This window comes from Candidatus Spongiihabitans sp. (genome assembly GCF_965247905.1).
GTDB lineage: Bacteria > Pseudomonadota > Gammaproteobacteria > Arenicellales > Poriferihabitantaceae > Spongiihabitans.
Genome location: NZ_OZ252047.1, coordinates 453,923 through 470,183 on the forward strand (window position 1 = coordinate 453,923; position 16,261 = coordinate 470,183).

The 16,261-nt window shown below is 59.1% G+C and carries 4 protein-coding genes; 1 reads left to right on the top strand and 3 read right to left on the bottom strand.

The genetic code is table 11. From position 1 onward, the window contains the following. The first annotated feature begins 366 nt into the window (after window positions 1-366). Window positions 367-14,913: a cadherin-like beta sandwich domain-containing protein gene (locus ACP158_RS02440; RefSeq protein WP_424947399.1), complete on the top strand. Its 14,547-nt coding sequence runs from the start codon at window positions 367-369 to the stop codon at window positions 14,911-14,913. 21 nt (window positions 14,914-14,934) lie between these two features. On the opposite strand, the gene ACP158_RS02445 is transcribed toward ACP158_RS02440, so the two are convergent. From ACP158_RS02445 to radC, 3 genes are all read right to left on the bottom strand, one after another. Further along, a complete protein-coding gene (locus ACP158_RS02445) occupies window positions 14,935-15,243 on the bottom strand; it encodes a hypothetical protein (RefSeq protein ID WP_424947400.1) in 309 nt (102 codons plus the stop codon). Window positions 15,244-15,327: 84 nt separating this feature from the next. Beyond that, the gene (locus ACP158_RS02450) at window positions 15,328-15,474 is read right to left on the bottom strand and encodes a hypothetical protein (protein WP_424947401.1); all 147 of its coding nucleotides are present in this window, start codon (window positions 15,472-15,474) and stop codon (window positions 15,328-15,330) included. A 61-nt stretch (window positions 15,475-15,535) separates the two neighbouring features. After that, entirely contained in the window at window positions 15,536-16,219 is a 684-nt protein-coding gene (gene radC, locus ACP158_RS02455; RefSeq protein WP_424947402.1) for a RadC family protein, read from the bottom strand. Window positions 16,220-16,261 lie beyond the last annotated feature (42 nt).

The window sequence follows — 16,261 nt, forward strand, 5'->3', positions numbered from 1 at the left end:
TCACCAATCTGTGTCATAACCAACGCCTCATTCGCTATTTAATAGGTTATCAGAACAACCAACTAACTCTTGTAGTGTATACTCTTTTTATGGAATTTCGGCGATTTACTACCCAATCCCCTTGGGGTAAACATGGGTATAATTCCCAATTTTTCATTCATTCCCAGTGGTGTTTTTGGTCTATAATACCCCGATTGCTGGTCACGCCACCCTGGGTGCGGCTCGCCTAAAACTAACTTTATTCGGATCTCTGAGGAGCAAGACACATGCATAGAATAATCACTACCATTCGTTTTTGCATCCGCATTGCTGCCAGGATGCGTATCCCCCCCCCCCCCCCCCAGCACACAGCAGGGGGCGGGTGCTATGAATAAAACAGTCACCCAATTCGTTTTCGCCGCGGCGTTGCTGGTGGCGATGCTGGCAGCAACCGGCATCGCCCAGGCGCAAGAAGCAGTCAACTTTCAGGGAGTACCTGGCAATAATGACATCCGCATAAGTTGGATGAAACCCGCCACTGGTGGGACAACATTTAGCTATTTTGTAACGGCTAAACCTACAGATGGAACGACCGTCAATTTCAATATCCCGGCCACCAACGCCGGGTCATTCGACTATAGTGTTAACGATTTACTACCACTAACAGTGACCAACGGAAAAACGTACCGTATTACTGTAAGACCCAAGCCCGCGGGTGATGGCAATAGGATTACAAGCTTTATAAGTGTAACCGCAGGCGCGCCTCTCGCGCCAACCAACTTTACCTCGACCGGCTTTGCCGATGCAGTGGTGCTAACCTGGACTGCCCCGGCAAGTAATGGCGCGGCAATAACCGAATATCAGATACATCATTATGATACTGGCGATAAGGACGATGCTGTCAGGGTAAACCTGGGAGGTAACGCAAGAACCCACACACTTAGCAACCGCATACCCGGTAGGGAGATCATACTTACCCTGACTGCGAAAAATTCTCGTGGCAGGAGCGCTGAAGCCACCTACGAAGTGACTCCCCGAGGAGCGCCGGTTGCTCGGCCGAGCATCGCCCTGGCGGGTCCGGACACGGGTAGCTCAGATTCGGACCGCATCACCAGCAATAGAGGGATAGATATTACTCTGGCGAGTAATTTTGATGCCAACAGGGACTCCTGGGAAATATCCATCAATGACGGTGCTAATTACAATTATACTTCGGCAGTCGAAGCGCGCTCCACCAATATGCTTCGTTTCGAATTGCCCGACGGCAAATACACCAACAATCAGATTCGAGTGCGCCAGACCGTGAAACTCGTTCGTTCCGATTTTGCCGGGCTTGACGCATTTATCTTTGATGCCACGCCGCCAGTCGTCACCCTGACTAGTCTCGCCAGCATTACCCTGGATGTGGGCGGCACCTACAACGAGGTGGGCGCCACCGCCACGGATATTCTGGATGACAACGTGCCGAAGCCCACCACGACGGACACTGTGGATACCGGCACCGTCGGCATCTACACGATTACCTACCGTGCGACCGATGCCGCTGGTAATACTGGCACGGCTACCCGCACCGTGACCGTTAACCCTGCCCCACCGGTACTTAGAAGCGGAGCAATCACTCCAACCAGTATTGTGATTGAGTGGGATGCAGTAGATGGCGCCACTGAATACAAATTGTTTAGAGATAGCAATCTCATAACCACTACCAGTGAATTATCATACACTGATACTGGCTTGAATCCTGAAACACGTTACCTTTATGCTGCCACATCAACTAACCCTGCCGGGACAAGTGGCGCATCTAATAATCTGATTTTAACTACCACTGCGGTTGAACCCACGCTAACCATTGAAAGACTACGCGATAATTCCCTCCGACTGACTTGGGAGAATATACCCACTTTCCGCGGCTTTTATAGTATTGGCATAAGGGAAGCAGGTGATAGCATACTTTATAATTTCGTTTCTTCCCCCTTAACTATCAAGGCTGAGGATCTTGACCGGGTCAATGCTGCGAGAAGACTCGGCGTATTGAGTCATATAGATTCTGGTAGTGGGACTCCTACAACAGTTGGTGGCGTGCGGATATGGCGACCAATACCTGCTGAGGCTCCGCCGCTGCCGCTCGTCATCGGTCCTGCGACCCTGTCAATTCCCGAGAACACCGCCGACGACACTGTTCTGGCAACCTACACCACCACGGCGAATCTTACAACCTGGGGGGTGAGAGACAGTAACAGCCCGGATTTTGGTTTATTCAACATTGACTCGGACGGCAGACTCAAAATTCAGTTCTTGCCGGACTATGAGGCACTGCGGGATGTGGGCGCGGACAACCTCTATAACATCACTATACGCGCCGTAGATGACAGTTTTCAGCCCGTGGCCCAAGACCTGGCAATTGCGATTACGGTTACCAATGTGGATGAACCGGGCGCCATCAGCGCCATCACCGGCGACGCCCATGTCGGCGCGATGCTAACCGCCGGCAGCGTTGCAAGCGACCCGGATGCCGTCACCGCGAGCAACACGAGTGGCGAGGTTAGTGTCACCCCCGCCCACCAGTGGCAAAGCGCCGCGGACGGCACCGCCGCCGACTCCGACGACTGGGCAGCCATCAGCGGTGCCACCGGTGCGACCTACGAGCCGGTGGTCGGTGATGTCGGCAGGATTATTCGAGTGGTGGCTACTTACACCGGCGTGCCGGGATTCGCCAGCCAGACCGCCACCAGCGCGGCGACCGCCGCGGTGATTGCCATGCCCAACACGCCGCCGGTGGCAGACGCCGGACGCGACCAAACTGTGTTTGTCGGCATGGCCATCACCGTGAACGGCTCCGCCAGCAGCGACCCCGATGGCGATACGTTGACATACTCCTGGGTGCAGACCGGCGGCACGACTGTCGCCTTGTCCGGCGCCACCACCTCCGGACTGACCTTCACCGCGCCGGCCACGACTGGGAGATTGACCTTCACCCTGACCGTCACCGATGATGGCTCTCCCCCGGCAAGCCACACCGACACGGTAATCATCACCGTAACAGCGGCGGTAAACCACCCGCCGATGGCAAATGCCGGCGACGATCAAGAAGTGGCTACCGGCGCGCTGGTCATTCTGGACGGCTCTGGCAGCCGCGACCCCGATGGTGATGACAATGCGCTGACATACTCATGGGAGCATACTCGAACCGATGGCATCCCGACCACGCCGGCCACGGCAATCGCCCTGACCAATGCCGACACCGTCAGCCCGACCTTCCCCACGACGACTGCCGGGGTGTTGACCTTTACCCTGACCGTTACCGATACTGGCTCTCCCCAGGCCAGCCGCGCCAGCACGGTAACCATCACCGTGACCGGCGACGTCGCGTCCACGGAGGCGACTCTGTCGGCTCTGGCTATCTCGCCGGGCGGCTTGACGCCCGAATTTAATTCTGCCCGCGAGGACACCGACTACACCGTCACCGTGCTGAATAGTGTGGCAAGCGTCAGGATTACGCCGACCGTGAATGGCGACGGCGCGAGCGTGACTGTGAACGGTGCCAGGGTTGCCAGCGGCCAAGCCAGTCAAGCGATTAACCTGCAGGGTGGCATAAACGCCCCCATCAACATTGTCGTCACCGCCGAGGCCGGCAACACCCGCACCTATCGCATCACCGTGACCCGCATCGACAGGAGCACCGATACGCGTCTGGCGGAACTGGCTATCAGGGGCGACGTCGGCCAGGCTATCAGAGTGCCGGTGACCAACATCAATGCAGTGCCGGGGAGCAACCGCCTGGATTACACCGTGCGCGTGGATAATGATGTGCAAAGGGTTAGGGTAGCGTATTTCACTGACAACAACGACGCGAGCGCGACTGTGGACGGCATGGTGGTTCAGGCGCGCCAACTCTCCGCTGCGATTGCACTGCCGGCGGTTGGTGAATCCCGCGACATTCCCATCGTGGTTACCGCCGCGCGGGGCGGCGCCGAAGCAACCTATACCCTCACCGTGCGCCATGTGGTCAACGCCGCGCCGATAATTCAGGGCAATACAGCACCGAATTATAACGAGCATGACACCATGCCGGTGGCGACCTACACCGCGACCGATGACAACCCTCGCAGCGCCATCACCTGGTCACTCGAAGGCGCGGATGCGGATTTCTTTGCGATGGATGCCGGCGTATTGAGTTTCAACGATTCGCCGAACTTTGCCGAGCGGGCGGATGAAGACAAAAACGACTATCAAGTCACTATTGCGGCCACCGATAACGGCATCCCGCCGCAGAAAGGCACCCGCAATGTCACGGTGACGCTCATCAATGTGGAAGATGCGGGCGCCATGGGTGCCATCGCCGGCGCCGCCCAGATTGGGCAGACCCTGACTGCCGGCACGGTAACCGACCCGGATGCCGTCAGCGCCGACAACCTGGCCGGCACGATTGCGGTTGGTGACATCACCTATCAATGGCAAAGCGCGGGCGCAGACAATGCCTACACCCCCATCACCGGCGCCACCGATTCAACCTACCTGCTGCCGGCAACCGATGCCGGCAGGACCCTGCGAGTCGTTGCCACTTACACCGATGGTTTTGGCGCCGAAACCGAAACCGTCACCAGCGCGCCGACTGCCGCCATAGTTGCCGGCACCGCACCCGCGCCACCGAGCATCGCGCTGACTGAGGACAGCGGCATTGACGACGATGGCATCACCCGCAATGGCGCGGTGGTTGTGACTCTGGCAAGTAATTTTGATCGCAACTTTGACACCTGGAAATACTCCACCGATAGCGGCACCAGTTTCATCGGCGACCGCAACGGCTTCATCCGCACTTTCACTCTGGAAGCAGGCGTGTATGCGCTGGGCCGGGTGCTGGTCGTGCAGACCGTGAGCGGCGTGGACTCGGCCCCGGCCAGCATTGCAGTTACCGTGGACCAAACCGCACCGACGGCGACCTTTGCCGCCCTCGCCGATGATTATGTGCTTAACCGGCAGCGCTCCATTGATGTCACCTTCTCTGATCCGGTGACGGGTTTTGAAGCGGGTGATATATTGGTCGGGAGCGAGCCCGGTATCTCCTCGGTCGGTATCATGTTGAAGGGCACTGGGCGCAACGACCGCCCCACCTACACCATCGACTTCACCCCGATTACCGCATTCTTCTATGTGGCAATTAGACCCAACAGCGTGGCCGACCTGGCCGGCAATAGGGGTCCCGCTGCCAGCGCAAGCACGTCGTTCGGCACGGCGCGACCGGTGCCACCGGGCATCGCCCTGAGTGCGGACACGGGTCGCTCAGATACCGACCGCATCACCATGAATAGAGGGATAATTGTCACTCTGATGGATGATTTTGGTGCCGCTGGGGGCTTCTGGGAATACTCCACCGATAGCGGCAAGACTTACACCCGCGGTAGCAGGCGTCATCTTGAATTGCCCGAAGGCGAATATACCGACGATCAGGTGCGAGTGCGCCAGAGCGCGTTTAGGACTACTTCCCGATTTGCCGGTCTTGCCGCATTTACCATTGATACCACGCCGCCAAGCATCGTCCGCACTGGTCACGCGGCGATTGACCTGACTACGGACGATCCTCCATATAATGATGAAGGTGCCATCGTCTCGGATAATCTGGATGATGCCATCAGGCTGGTCGTGGCTGGCGATACAGTGGGTGCCAACTTCGCCGGCATCTACACTATTACCTACGATGCGCAGGACGCCGCCGGTAACAACGCCGTGCAGGTTACTCGCACCGTCACCGTGCACGGGCTTGGCTTTAGCGCGGCACCCGTGCTCACCAGCAGCAACGATGGTAATTACGCCATAGCCGGCGACATCCTGACCCTGACCTTCACGGTCAATCAGGCATTGGAGGGCGACCCAGCCGTGACCGTGACCATCGCCGGGCAGGCCGTCAGGGTGGAAAACACCGACAATATGTACACCGCAACCTACCGGGTGGACGCGACGCATGCGGGTGTTGCGGGAGGCAACGGCGTACCGGTGGAGTATGACATTGGCGCAATGACAGCCGTGGCTACCGCCGACACGCTTGACCCGCCCGCGGCCACCAGCACGATTGAAATTGATGTAGTCGCGCCGACTGTGGTTTTCGGCGCCATTGCCGAAGGTGTGCCGAACACACCGCAGACGCACGACATCACCTTCTCCGAGGCGGTGACCGGCTTTGATAGCAGCGACCTCGCCGCCACTGGCGCCACGGTGAATAGCGTAGCCCCGGTCAGCGGCTCCGACCTCGTCTATACCATCGACTTCACCCCGACTGCGGCAGTCTTCACCCTGACCCTTAACGCGGCCACCCTGACCGACCCGGTAACCGACCTCGCCGGCAACGCCGTCCCCGAGACCGCCGCGCGCGGCACCGCCCCCGAACCCGTGTCCACGGATGCGACTCTGTCGGGTTTGTCTATTGCCGATAGCGATGACAACCAGGTTGCTCTGGTGCCGCCGACCTTCGATTCTGCCAGGGAGACCTATACCGCCGACGTGGACAATGGGGTGGCAAGCGTTACGGTGACGCCGACCACGACTAACGATGGCGCGAGCGTGGACGTGGTGGTGAATGACACGCCGCCGGTCAGCGACCAAGCCAGTGTATCGGCTGCTCTGAATGTTGGTGTGAACAACATCGCCATTGAAGTCACCGCCGAGGACGGCTCCCAGAAAACCTACACCCTCACGGTCACCCGCGCCGACAACATCGCGCCGGTTGCCAATGCTGGGAACGATCGAACTGTGAATCCCGGCGGTAGGGTGTTCCTGAATGGCAGGGCTAGCAACGACCCTGATGGTAATAACTTGAATCTGAGATATGTCTGGGTGCATACCTTGACCGATGGCACCCCGCCCGCGTCGCCCATCGACTTGACTCATATCACCGACAGAGGGACCTTCGACGCGCCCACTGCGACAGGGGTTTTGACCTTTGAACTAACCGTTACCGATGCTGGCACTCCCCCGGCGACAAGCACCGCCGACACGATAGACATCAACGTGATCATCGCCCCCCTTGCCTTTACCGTGGCACCCGTGCTCACTGGCAATAACGCCGCCAACTCCGGTTACGCTAAATTCGGCGACGAGTTGAGCCTGACCTTCACCACCAATGTGCCAATAATCACCGAGGGAGACGCAAAGAACGGCATTAGCATCGCCAAGCATTTCGCCCAGCAGTTGACAAAAGGCACGGGCAATGAATACACCGCGACCTACGAGGTGGACGCGCTACATGCGCCTTTTAGGGATCTTGACGGTGAGTTGGTGCCGTTCACGATTCACCGATTGACCGCCACCGATAGCGCCCACGGTATCATTGAAAACCGGGCCACGGAAACCAGTACGATTCGAGTGGATATAACCGCGCCGAGGGTGACGACCTTTAACGCCCCGGCCGCTGCTGCGATGGGCGCCGTGCACACGCCCACCATCACCTTCTCCGAGCCGGTAACCGGTTTGGCAGTGAGTGATTTCTCCACTTCCGAGGGTGTCATGGTGACTGGTGTTACCCCGCCAAGCGGCTTCAACACCACCTATACCATCACCTTCACGCAGACCGCCGCGACATTCACCCTGACCCTTGCCCCTGACGAGGTTGCCGACCCCGCCGGCAACACCGGCCCTCCCTTGGTGCCGATTAGCGCGGGTGGCGTTCCGGCGGCGGGCAACATGCCGCCGACTGTCGATGCGGGCACCGATCAAACTGTGAATGTCGGCGCATCCGTAACCTTGAGCGGCACCGCCACCGACCCTGAAAACGGCGCTCTGCACTATGCCTGGAGGCAATCCCGCCTCGGTGACGCACCTGCGCTCGTCGGCTTGACCAATGCCAACCGCGCGACCGCGACCTTCACCGCGCCGGATACGCCGGGGGTCTATCAATTCACCCTGGTGGTCACCGATGCTGCCACCAATCAAGTCGGCGACAGTGTGGTCATCACCGTGGTGGATGCGACTCTGTCGGCTTTGGCTATTACCCATAGCGGTAGCACCGCGGTTGAACTGATGCCGACCTTCGCGTCTGACATCCTGGGCTACGCCGCCAGCCTGGGCAATGATGTGGCAAGCGTTAAAATTAGGCCAACCCTGAGTGACACCGCCGCCAGCGTGACCGTGGCCGGCACTGTGGTTACCAGCGGCGCAGAGAGTGGAGATATTTCGCTGAATCCTGGTGCCAACCCCATCCGCATCGTGGTCACCGCCGCGGGCAGCAGCGTCATGCACGAATATGAGGTAGTCGTCACCCGCGCCACCAACACCGCGCCGGTGATTACCAGAACCGCTGGCGATGATGCGATAATGGTTGGCGAGAATGTTGCGGCGGTGCATACCTACGCCGCGACCGATGCCGATGCCGCGGATACCGACATCACCTGGTCGCTTGATGGCACGGATTCGAGTTTCTTCACGATTGGTGCCACAAGCGGCGTATTGACCTTCAATGCCTCGCCGAACTTTGAAGACGCGGCGGATGACGACGGCGGCAACGATTATGAAATCACCATCAGCGCCACCGATGACGGCACGCCGCCGATGGAAGACACACTGGCGATAACGGTAACGGTTACCAATGTGGATGAGCCGGGTGCCATCGGCGACATTACCGACACCGCTCAGGTTGGCGTGGAATTGACCGCCGGCACGGTAACCGACCCGGATGGCACGGTTACTGGCATCACCTATCAATGGCAAAGCGTGGAGTCTGGCACCACCACCGACATCGGCACCGACATGACCTACACGCCGGGAGTTGATGATGTCGGCAGGACCATTCAAGTAGTTGCTACTTACACCGATGGTCATGCTGGCGGCAAAGAAGTCACCAGCGCGGCAACCGCCGCCGTGATTGCCGCGGACACCACCACCGCGCCGATGATTACCCTGCTTCGCGTTGAGCACACCGACGGTATCGTGTCGGATGGCATCACCTACCTGAATGCAGGCGACACCCTTACCGTGTTTGTGCAGTCAGACGAACCGCTGACCGCTGCTTCTCTCGTAGATAGCGTCAGATTCAGGTTTGGCGATAATCCCGAAGACGCACAAAATCTGCTCACAACCGCCACCGCCAACCAGTATTCTGCGCTCTATACTGTCTCAACAGAGAATGCCAACCGGGTGACACTGGTGATTGATGGCGTCGCCGATGCCGACAACAATAGCGTCACTAACCTTGAGATACCCATTGATAATGTGCAAGTCGACACCACGCTGCCGATTATCGACCTAATCGGAGGCCCCGTTACCGTTGCCTACGACAGCGATGATTACATGGATGATGGCGTGAGTGGGGTGAATACGGATGCCGGCGAGTATCTGGAGACGACTATTGCCGGACCCGACCTTGCGACCGATCTGGACACCACCGTCCCCGGCGACTACACCTACACCTACACCGTGACCGACCTGGCCGGCAATACCGACACGCTGACCCGCACCGTGACCGTTAGCGTGTCGCCCACCGAACCACCTGCGCTTAGGGCAGCAGGCATCACTTCAACCACTATTGACCTTGAATGGGATGCACAAACTAGTGCCGTACAATATGATTTGTATAGAGATGATACCCGCATAACAACTACTAGTAATACATCATACCCTGATACTGGCTTGGATCCTGAAACAGATTACACTTATCGTATCCACGCGGTTCGCTCGTTTGTTGGTGTAGGTAGCGCATTTGGTAGTCTGAAAGTAACTACCACTGCTGCCCCAACTGCACCTGCTACTCCAGTACTCGTTCTCGGCGCAGTTACTGATACAAGTATAGAGATTACATGGGGTGCAGTGACTGGTGCCGATAGTTATACCCTGACCAGAATTGTTGCAGGCGTCACTGATAACGAAGAAGTGCTACCAGACCGTCTATTGACTTTCACTGATACTGACGTGACTCCTGACACAGAGTACAAGTATGTCATTATCGCAACAAATTCTGCTGGTCTATCAAGTAATCCTTCTGCCGAGTTTACTGTAAGGACTGATGCCACGGACACCACCGCGCCGACGGTGACCCTCGGTAGCATAATCGCAGGTGTGATTGGCACGGCGCAGGATCACGACATCACCTTCGACGAGGCGGTTACCGGTTTGGTGGTGGGTGATTTCTCCGTTTCCAACAACATTGTGGCGTCCGGCGACCTCGTGGTGAATAGTGTGACCCCGGCCAGCGGCCCCAGCACCACCTACACCATCAGCATCACCCCGCGAGCGACCGCCTTCATCCTGACCCTTGCCGCCGACAGCGTGATGGACACCGCCTCGAACACGGGACCCGCGACCGCGGCGAGCGCGATCGGCAGTGCCACCGCCGGCCTGGCGCTGAATGCCGGCGCGGATCAACCTGATGTGCTGGAAAACACGGCTGTGAATCTGGAGGGCACCATCACCAATCCTGGCACCGACCCGGTCATTTTATGGACGCACACCCTGACCAATGGCTTACTGCCGTCCACCCCGCTGACCATCATCAACCCGGCCATGGCGGAGGTGAGTTTCACCACGCCTTATGTAACCGTCGACACCACCTTGACTTTTGAGTTGAGCGTGACCCTGTCCGGCGGCGGCAACCCGCCCGTTACCGACACGGTGGACATCGTCATCCCCAATGTGGCGCAACCGCGCGTCATTGCCAGCGTTACCGTCAACGTGGGCTCGCCCGCCCAGAGCACCCTCGCGGTGTCCTGGACGCAAGGATCCGGCACCGACAAAGACCCGACCACCGGCTTTGATGTGGAATATAAAGTGACCGACGCGGACGACAACACCTACGCGGATACGAATGTCGTGGTGACTGCCGAGACCGCCGCCATCACCGGCTTGACGGCAGACACCGGCTACACTGTGCGTGTGCGCGCCAAAGCCGGCAGCGGCACCACCGCCGAAGTGGCAGGCGCTTATGTGACCAACACGGGAACGACCGCCGCTGACACCACCGCGCCGTCCGCCCCCCCGATGTTCTTTGGTCGAGTGGAAATCGGTACGGTGGCCAACGCAGACTACATCGACCTGTATTTCCAGTTGAGGGTGGCTACCGATAACATCGTCTTTCCGGAAGCCATCGGCGGCACCGGCGACCTGACCTACTCTCTGGCCGGAGAAGACCATTCACTGGAATCACTGGGGCTTAGCTTTGATCCGGCCACCCGCACCCTCTCGGGCACACCGACGCTTGCGGGCGCGGGTGAAACAGAGAGTGATGGCTTTGAACTCGTCTACGCGGTGGACGACACGGCCAGTGGCCGCGACACCATCACCGTCTTTGTCACGGTATGCGAGGGGCGCGGGAGCCCAGATGGCGCATCGGCCTGCTCACCCCCGCCGTTCGCCGCGCTGGGGTTTGCCGCCGAACCGGACGACCAGGACTACACGGTTGGCACGGCGGTCGACCTGACCCTGCCGGCAGCCACCGGCGGCACCGGCACGACCCCCCGGTTGCTTTACACCCTGACCGGGCCGGCGGACGCCGCCCTGCCGGCGGGTCTGAGCTTCGATGAGGACAGCCGCACGCTGTCCGGCACGCCGACCGCAGTAGTCGCGGAATCCATCATCACCTACCGTGTCCAAGACGCCGCGAGTGGGAAAGAATTCGATCAGGAATTCAAGCTCACCGTGGCCGCGCCCCCGGCGCTGACCGCGCCGGACGACCAGGGCTATACCATGGACACCGAGATCACCGACTTGGTCCTGCCGGAAGCCAGCGGTGGCACCGGCACCCTGACCTACACCCTGACCGGCCCGAACGGCACCGATTTGAGCGAAGTGCCCGGGCTGGCCTTTACCGCCGGCACCCGCACGCTGTCGGGTACGCCGAGCGCGGCGGGGATCACCGTGCTGACCTACACGGTGACCGACGCCAATGACGCCACCGCCACGGCCGACTTCACCGTCACCGTCACCCGCTTACCCAACACCGCGCCGGTAGTCAGTGGCGAGGCAGCACCGAATTATGCCGAGAACGACAGCACGCCGGTGGCGACCTACACCGCGACCGATGCCGAGAGCAACGCCATCGCCTGGTCAGTCGCTGGCACGGATGCGAGTTTCTTTGCGATTGATCCCACAAGCGGCGCATTGATTTTCAACGCTTCGCCGGACTTTGAAGACGCGCGCGGCGCGACCTACTCGATCACCATTACCGCCACGGAAACCAATGGTGTCCCAAGCAACCTGGCAAGCGCACCGCTGGCGGTAACGGTAACGGTTACCAATGTGGATGAAAAAGGCATGGTGTTCATTGACGGCACGGCTCAGGTAGGGCAGGTATTGACTGCCAGGGTAACCGACCCGGATGGCGCGGTTACTGGCGTCACCTATCAATGGCAAAGTGCGCCGTCCGGTAGCACCGACTACACCGCCATCAGCGGCGCGGGCACCGGTGCAACCTACACGCCGGTGGCAACCGATGAAGACAGGACCATTCAAGTCATCGCCACTTACACCGATGGAGAGGGTAGCGGCAAAACCGCCACCAGCGCGCCGACCGTAGCCGTGATTGCCGCAGGCGCGACCCCGGCACCAAGCATCGCCCTGAATATGGACACTGGCTCTAGTGCCAGCGATGGCATCACTAGCAATGGCTTGGTGAATGTGCAACTGGGGAGCGATTTTGGCACGGACAGGAGTCCTGATCCGGCTGATTCCTGGGATTACTCTACTGACGACGGCGTGAGTTACACGAACGGCACTAACCCAACATCCGACCCACTTGCCACCAGCATCACCGCCAGTTTTGATTTGGGTTCCTTGGCCGATGCCACCTATCAATTACGCGTCCGCCAGACCATCGGTGGTGTCGAGTCTGCTCCCGCCTCTTTGCAAGTAACGCTGGACCGCGCCGCGCCGACGGTGGCAACCTTTGACAACATCACCGTCGTTGGTGTGATTGGCACCGAACAGACGCACACCATTACCTTCTCCGAGGAGGTGACCGGTTTTGATGACAGCGACATCACCGCCACTGGCGCCACGGTGAATAGCGTAGCCCTGGTCAGCAGCGCCACCCGCAGCATCTATACCATCGACTTCACCCCGACTGCGGCAACCTTCAGCCTGACCCTTGCCATAGACAGCGTGGCCGACCTGGCCGGCAACACTGGACCCGCGGTAGAAGCGAGCGTAACCGGCACTGCCACCGACGAGCCGGACATCACCGCGCCGACGGTGACCCTCGGTAGCATTACCGAAGGTGTGATTGGCACGGCGCAGGATCACGACATCACCTTCTCCGAGGCGGTAACCGGTTTGACGGTGGATGACTTCTCCACTTCCACCGATGTCACGGTGACTAACGTGAGCGGTAGCGGTGCTGCCTACACCATCACCTTCACCCCGACCGCGGCAACCTTCAGCCTAATCCTTGCCGCCAATAGCGTGATGGACACCGCCGACACCCCGAACACAGGCCCCGCGACAGCGGCGACCGCGAACGGCACGGCGACGCTGGCTGATAAGGTTGTCGAAGTGATTTTGTCGGAAGTCGCGCGCGCAATAGCCGACCAGAACATCAGCGCCATCGCCGGGCGGGTCGAACGCGCACGAACACAACAAAACGGCGGCAGCAGTTTCAACTTCGCCGGGCAACAAATGCCATTTAATGGGAATGGAGGTGGAAATGGCAATGACAACCAGTCCATGTCCTCCACCCTGGCCAGCCTGATGAACACCCACGCGTCGTCAATGGAGGATGGCACGCTGGATATGAAAACCCTGCTCGGCAACTCGGCGTTTGCGCTGCCGTTGAACGCCACCGATGGCGATGCCGCAGGGGGCATAACCTTCTGGGGCTCCGGCGACTACCGCAACTTCGGTGGCGAGGATGAAGACTTGGCACTGGATTGGGACGGCGACATGTTCAGCATACATCTCGGTCTGGACACGCGCATCACCGCCGAAGCGATTGGCGGCGTGGCGCTATCGCGGAACGAAGGCGAACTGGAAACCGACGACACCACCAAAAAAACCTACGACATCAGCATGACCAGCATCAATCCCTACCTCGGCTGGAGCAATGCGCGCGGCGAAGTGTGGATGACCGCCGGTTACGGCAAAGGCGAACTGGATTCGGATGACGGCGCCGGCGCCGGCGCCACATTCAGTGACGACCTGTCCATGAATACCTTTGCCATTGGCGGCAACGGCATCGTATTGCAACGCGGCGCCAACACCCTGCGATTGAAAGGCGAAGTCACGCAAAGCACGCTGGAAGTGGACGAAAGCAATAGCATTTTTGGTGGACGGCAAGTGGATGTCAACCGCGCGCGCGTGAGTTTGGAATCCACCAACAGCATCGCACTGGTCAACGGCGCGCGCACCGAACGAAGCATGGAATTGGGCATACGCCATGACGGCGGCGATGGCGCCACCGGCACCGGCGCCGAACTCGGCTTCGGCATATCCCATGTCAATGCCAGCGGCTTTAGCGTGGAAGGCAAAGCCCGCGCGCTGCTCGGACACGATGGCAACGCCAATGAATGGGGAGTCAGCGGCACCATCAAACAGACCGCCGGCGCCGATGGCCAAGGCTGGTCATTCGCCCTCAGCCCCGGTTACGGCGATGACGCCGGCGACATCCAACGTCTATGGGAAGATGGCTTACGCGATGCCAACGGCAATGCCACCGGTGCTGACACCGACACCGATGCCGACACCGACACCGCCGCAGATGCCACCCGCGATTACGCCGCACGGCTGGACCTGCGGATCGGTTTCGGCATCTCCGCTGGCACGGCACCCTGGCTCGGCAGCGGCACCACCCCCGGCTTGCTAACGCCATACACCGCAATGACCCTAAGCAACGACAGCAACCGCTACCGCCTAGGCATCCAATGGAAACTCGGCAACCGCCTTGATTTGGACCTCGTAGGCGAACACCGAGATGCGGACGATGATGACGATACTATTCTGCTGAAAGGCGAGTTGAGGTTTTAAGGCGGCCACGCCGCAAATGAGTCACGCTACGCGTGACAACACTATTACCCCCCCCCCCCCCCCCCCGTCATTGCCCGGCTTGTTCCGGGCAATCCAGTAGATAATTGTCACGCGCAGCGTGACTCCTTCATTAGCGGTAAGCAACAAGCACCACCGCCTTGCTGTCATTTTCGCATCGAACGACGCGGCATCAAAGCAAAGGAGTTCGGCTGCGCCGAACGGCATATTCCACTGGATTGCCCGGCCAATGATAATATGGGCCGGGCAATGACAAATGATAGGTAATAGTGAACCGAGAGGACAAAGGCACGTTGAGATGCTAAAGCACACGAGAGAAAATGTCCGCTACGCCAGAGCACGTTTTAGTGTCACGCTTTGCGTGACACTTATTTACCATTGTCTTCTCAAAAGGACTCATTGCCTTCCGATCCACCATTGTCCCCCCAGCCCGTCATTCTCGCCGCAGGCGGGAATCCAGTTATTAAACCGTTCGGCGTAGCCGAACTCATTATGTCGGTTTCCTTTTTTCGTCATGCCACGAATCCAGAATGTTTCTGGCATTATTCAGTGGAAAATACGTTTCAACCCCTTAAAAACCACCATTCCCCAACATGCCCCCACCCTAAAACAATCCCCGGTCGGACATAGACACAAATTCGCCGTCGCCGATGACCAGATGATCCAGCAGGCGCACTTCGACCAGGTTGAGTGCTTCTTTTAATTTCACGGTTAACGTGGTGTCGGCCTGGCTTGGTTCGGCGATGCCGGAGGGATGATTGTGCGCGACGATGACCGCGGCGGCGTTGTGTCGCAGGGCGCTTTTGGCCACTTCTCTGGGATGCACCGTGGCGCCGTTCAATGTGCCGTAAAAAAGTTCATCGTAGCGCAACACATGATGGCGGTTGTCGAGATACACGATGGCAAAAACTTCGCGGGGTTGGTCGCGCAGTTGGTATATCAAAAACTCGGCGGCTTGCGCCGGGCTGGTGAGCGGACCTTCCCGTTTCAGTTTTTGCTCAAGGTAGCGTTTGCCGAGTTCCAGCACCGCTTGCAGTTGCGCGCTCTTTGCCGGGCCCAATCCCGGCATGCTCGCCAACGTGCCTGGTTCGGCGTTGAGTACTTGTCGCAAGCCGCCGTATTCGTTCAGCAGGTCGCGGGCAATATCGACTGCCGATTTGCCTTTGATGCCGGTGCGCAAAAATATCGCCAGCAATTCGGCGTCGGAAAGTGATGCGGCGCCGCTTTGCGCCAGTTTTTCTCGTGGCCGCTCGCCGGTTGGCCACTGCGTGATGGGGGTGCTTGCCATGCCTGTTCTCCTTTGGCTTCCGTGCAATTGAGGTTAAACTAT

Coding starts and splice junctions, on each gene's coding strand:
- ACP158_RS02440 (WP_424947399.1), top strand. CDS start 367: ATGAATAAAACAGTCACCCAATTCGTTTTCGCCGCGGCGTTGCTGGTG.
- ACP158_RS02450 (WP_424947401.1), bottom strand. CDS start 15,474: ATGCCAGAAACATTCTGGATTCGTGGCATGACGAAAAAAGGAAACCGA.
- radC (WP_424947402.1), bottom strand. CDS start 16,219: ATGGCAAGCACCCCCATCACGCAGTGGCCAACCGGCGAGCGGCCACGA.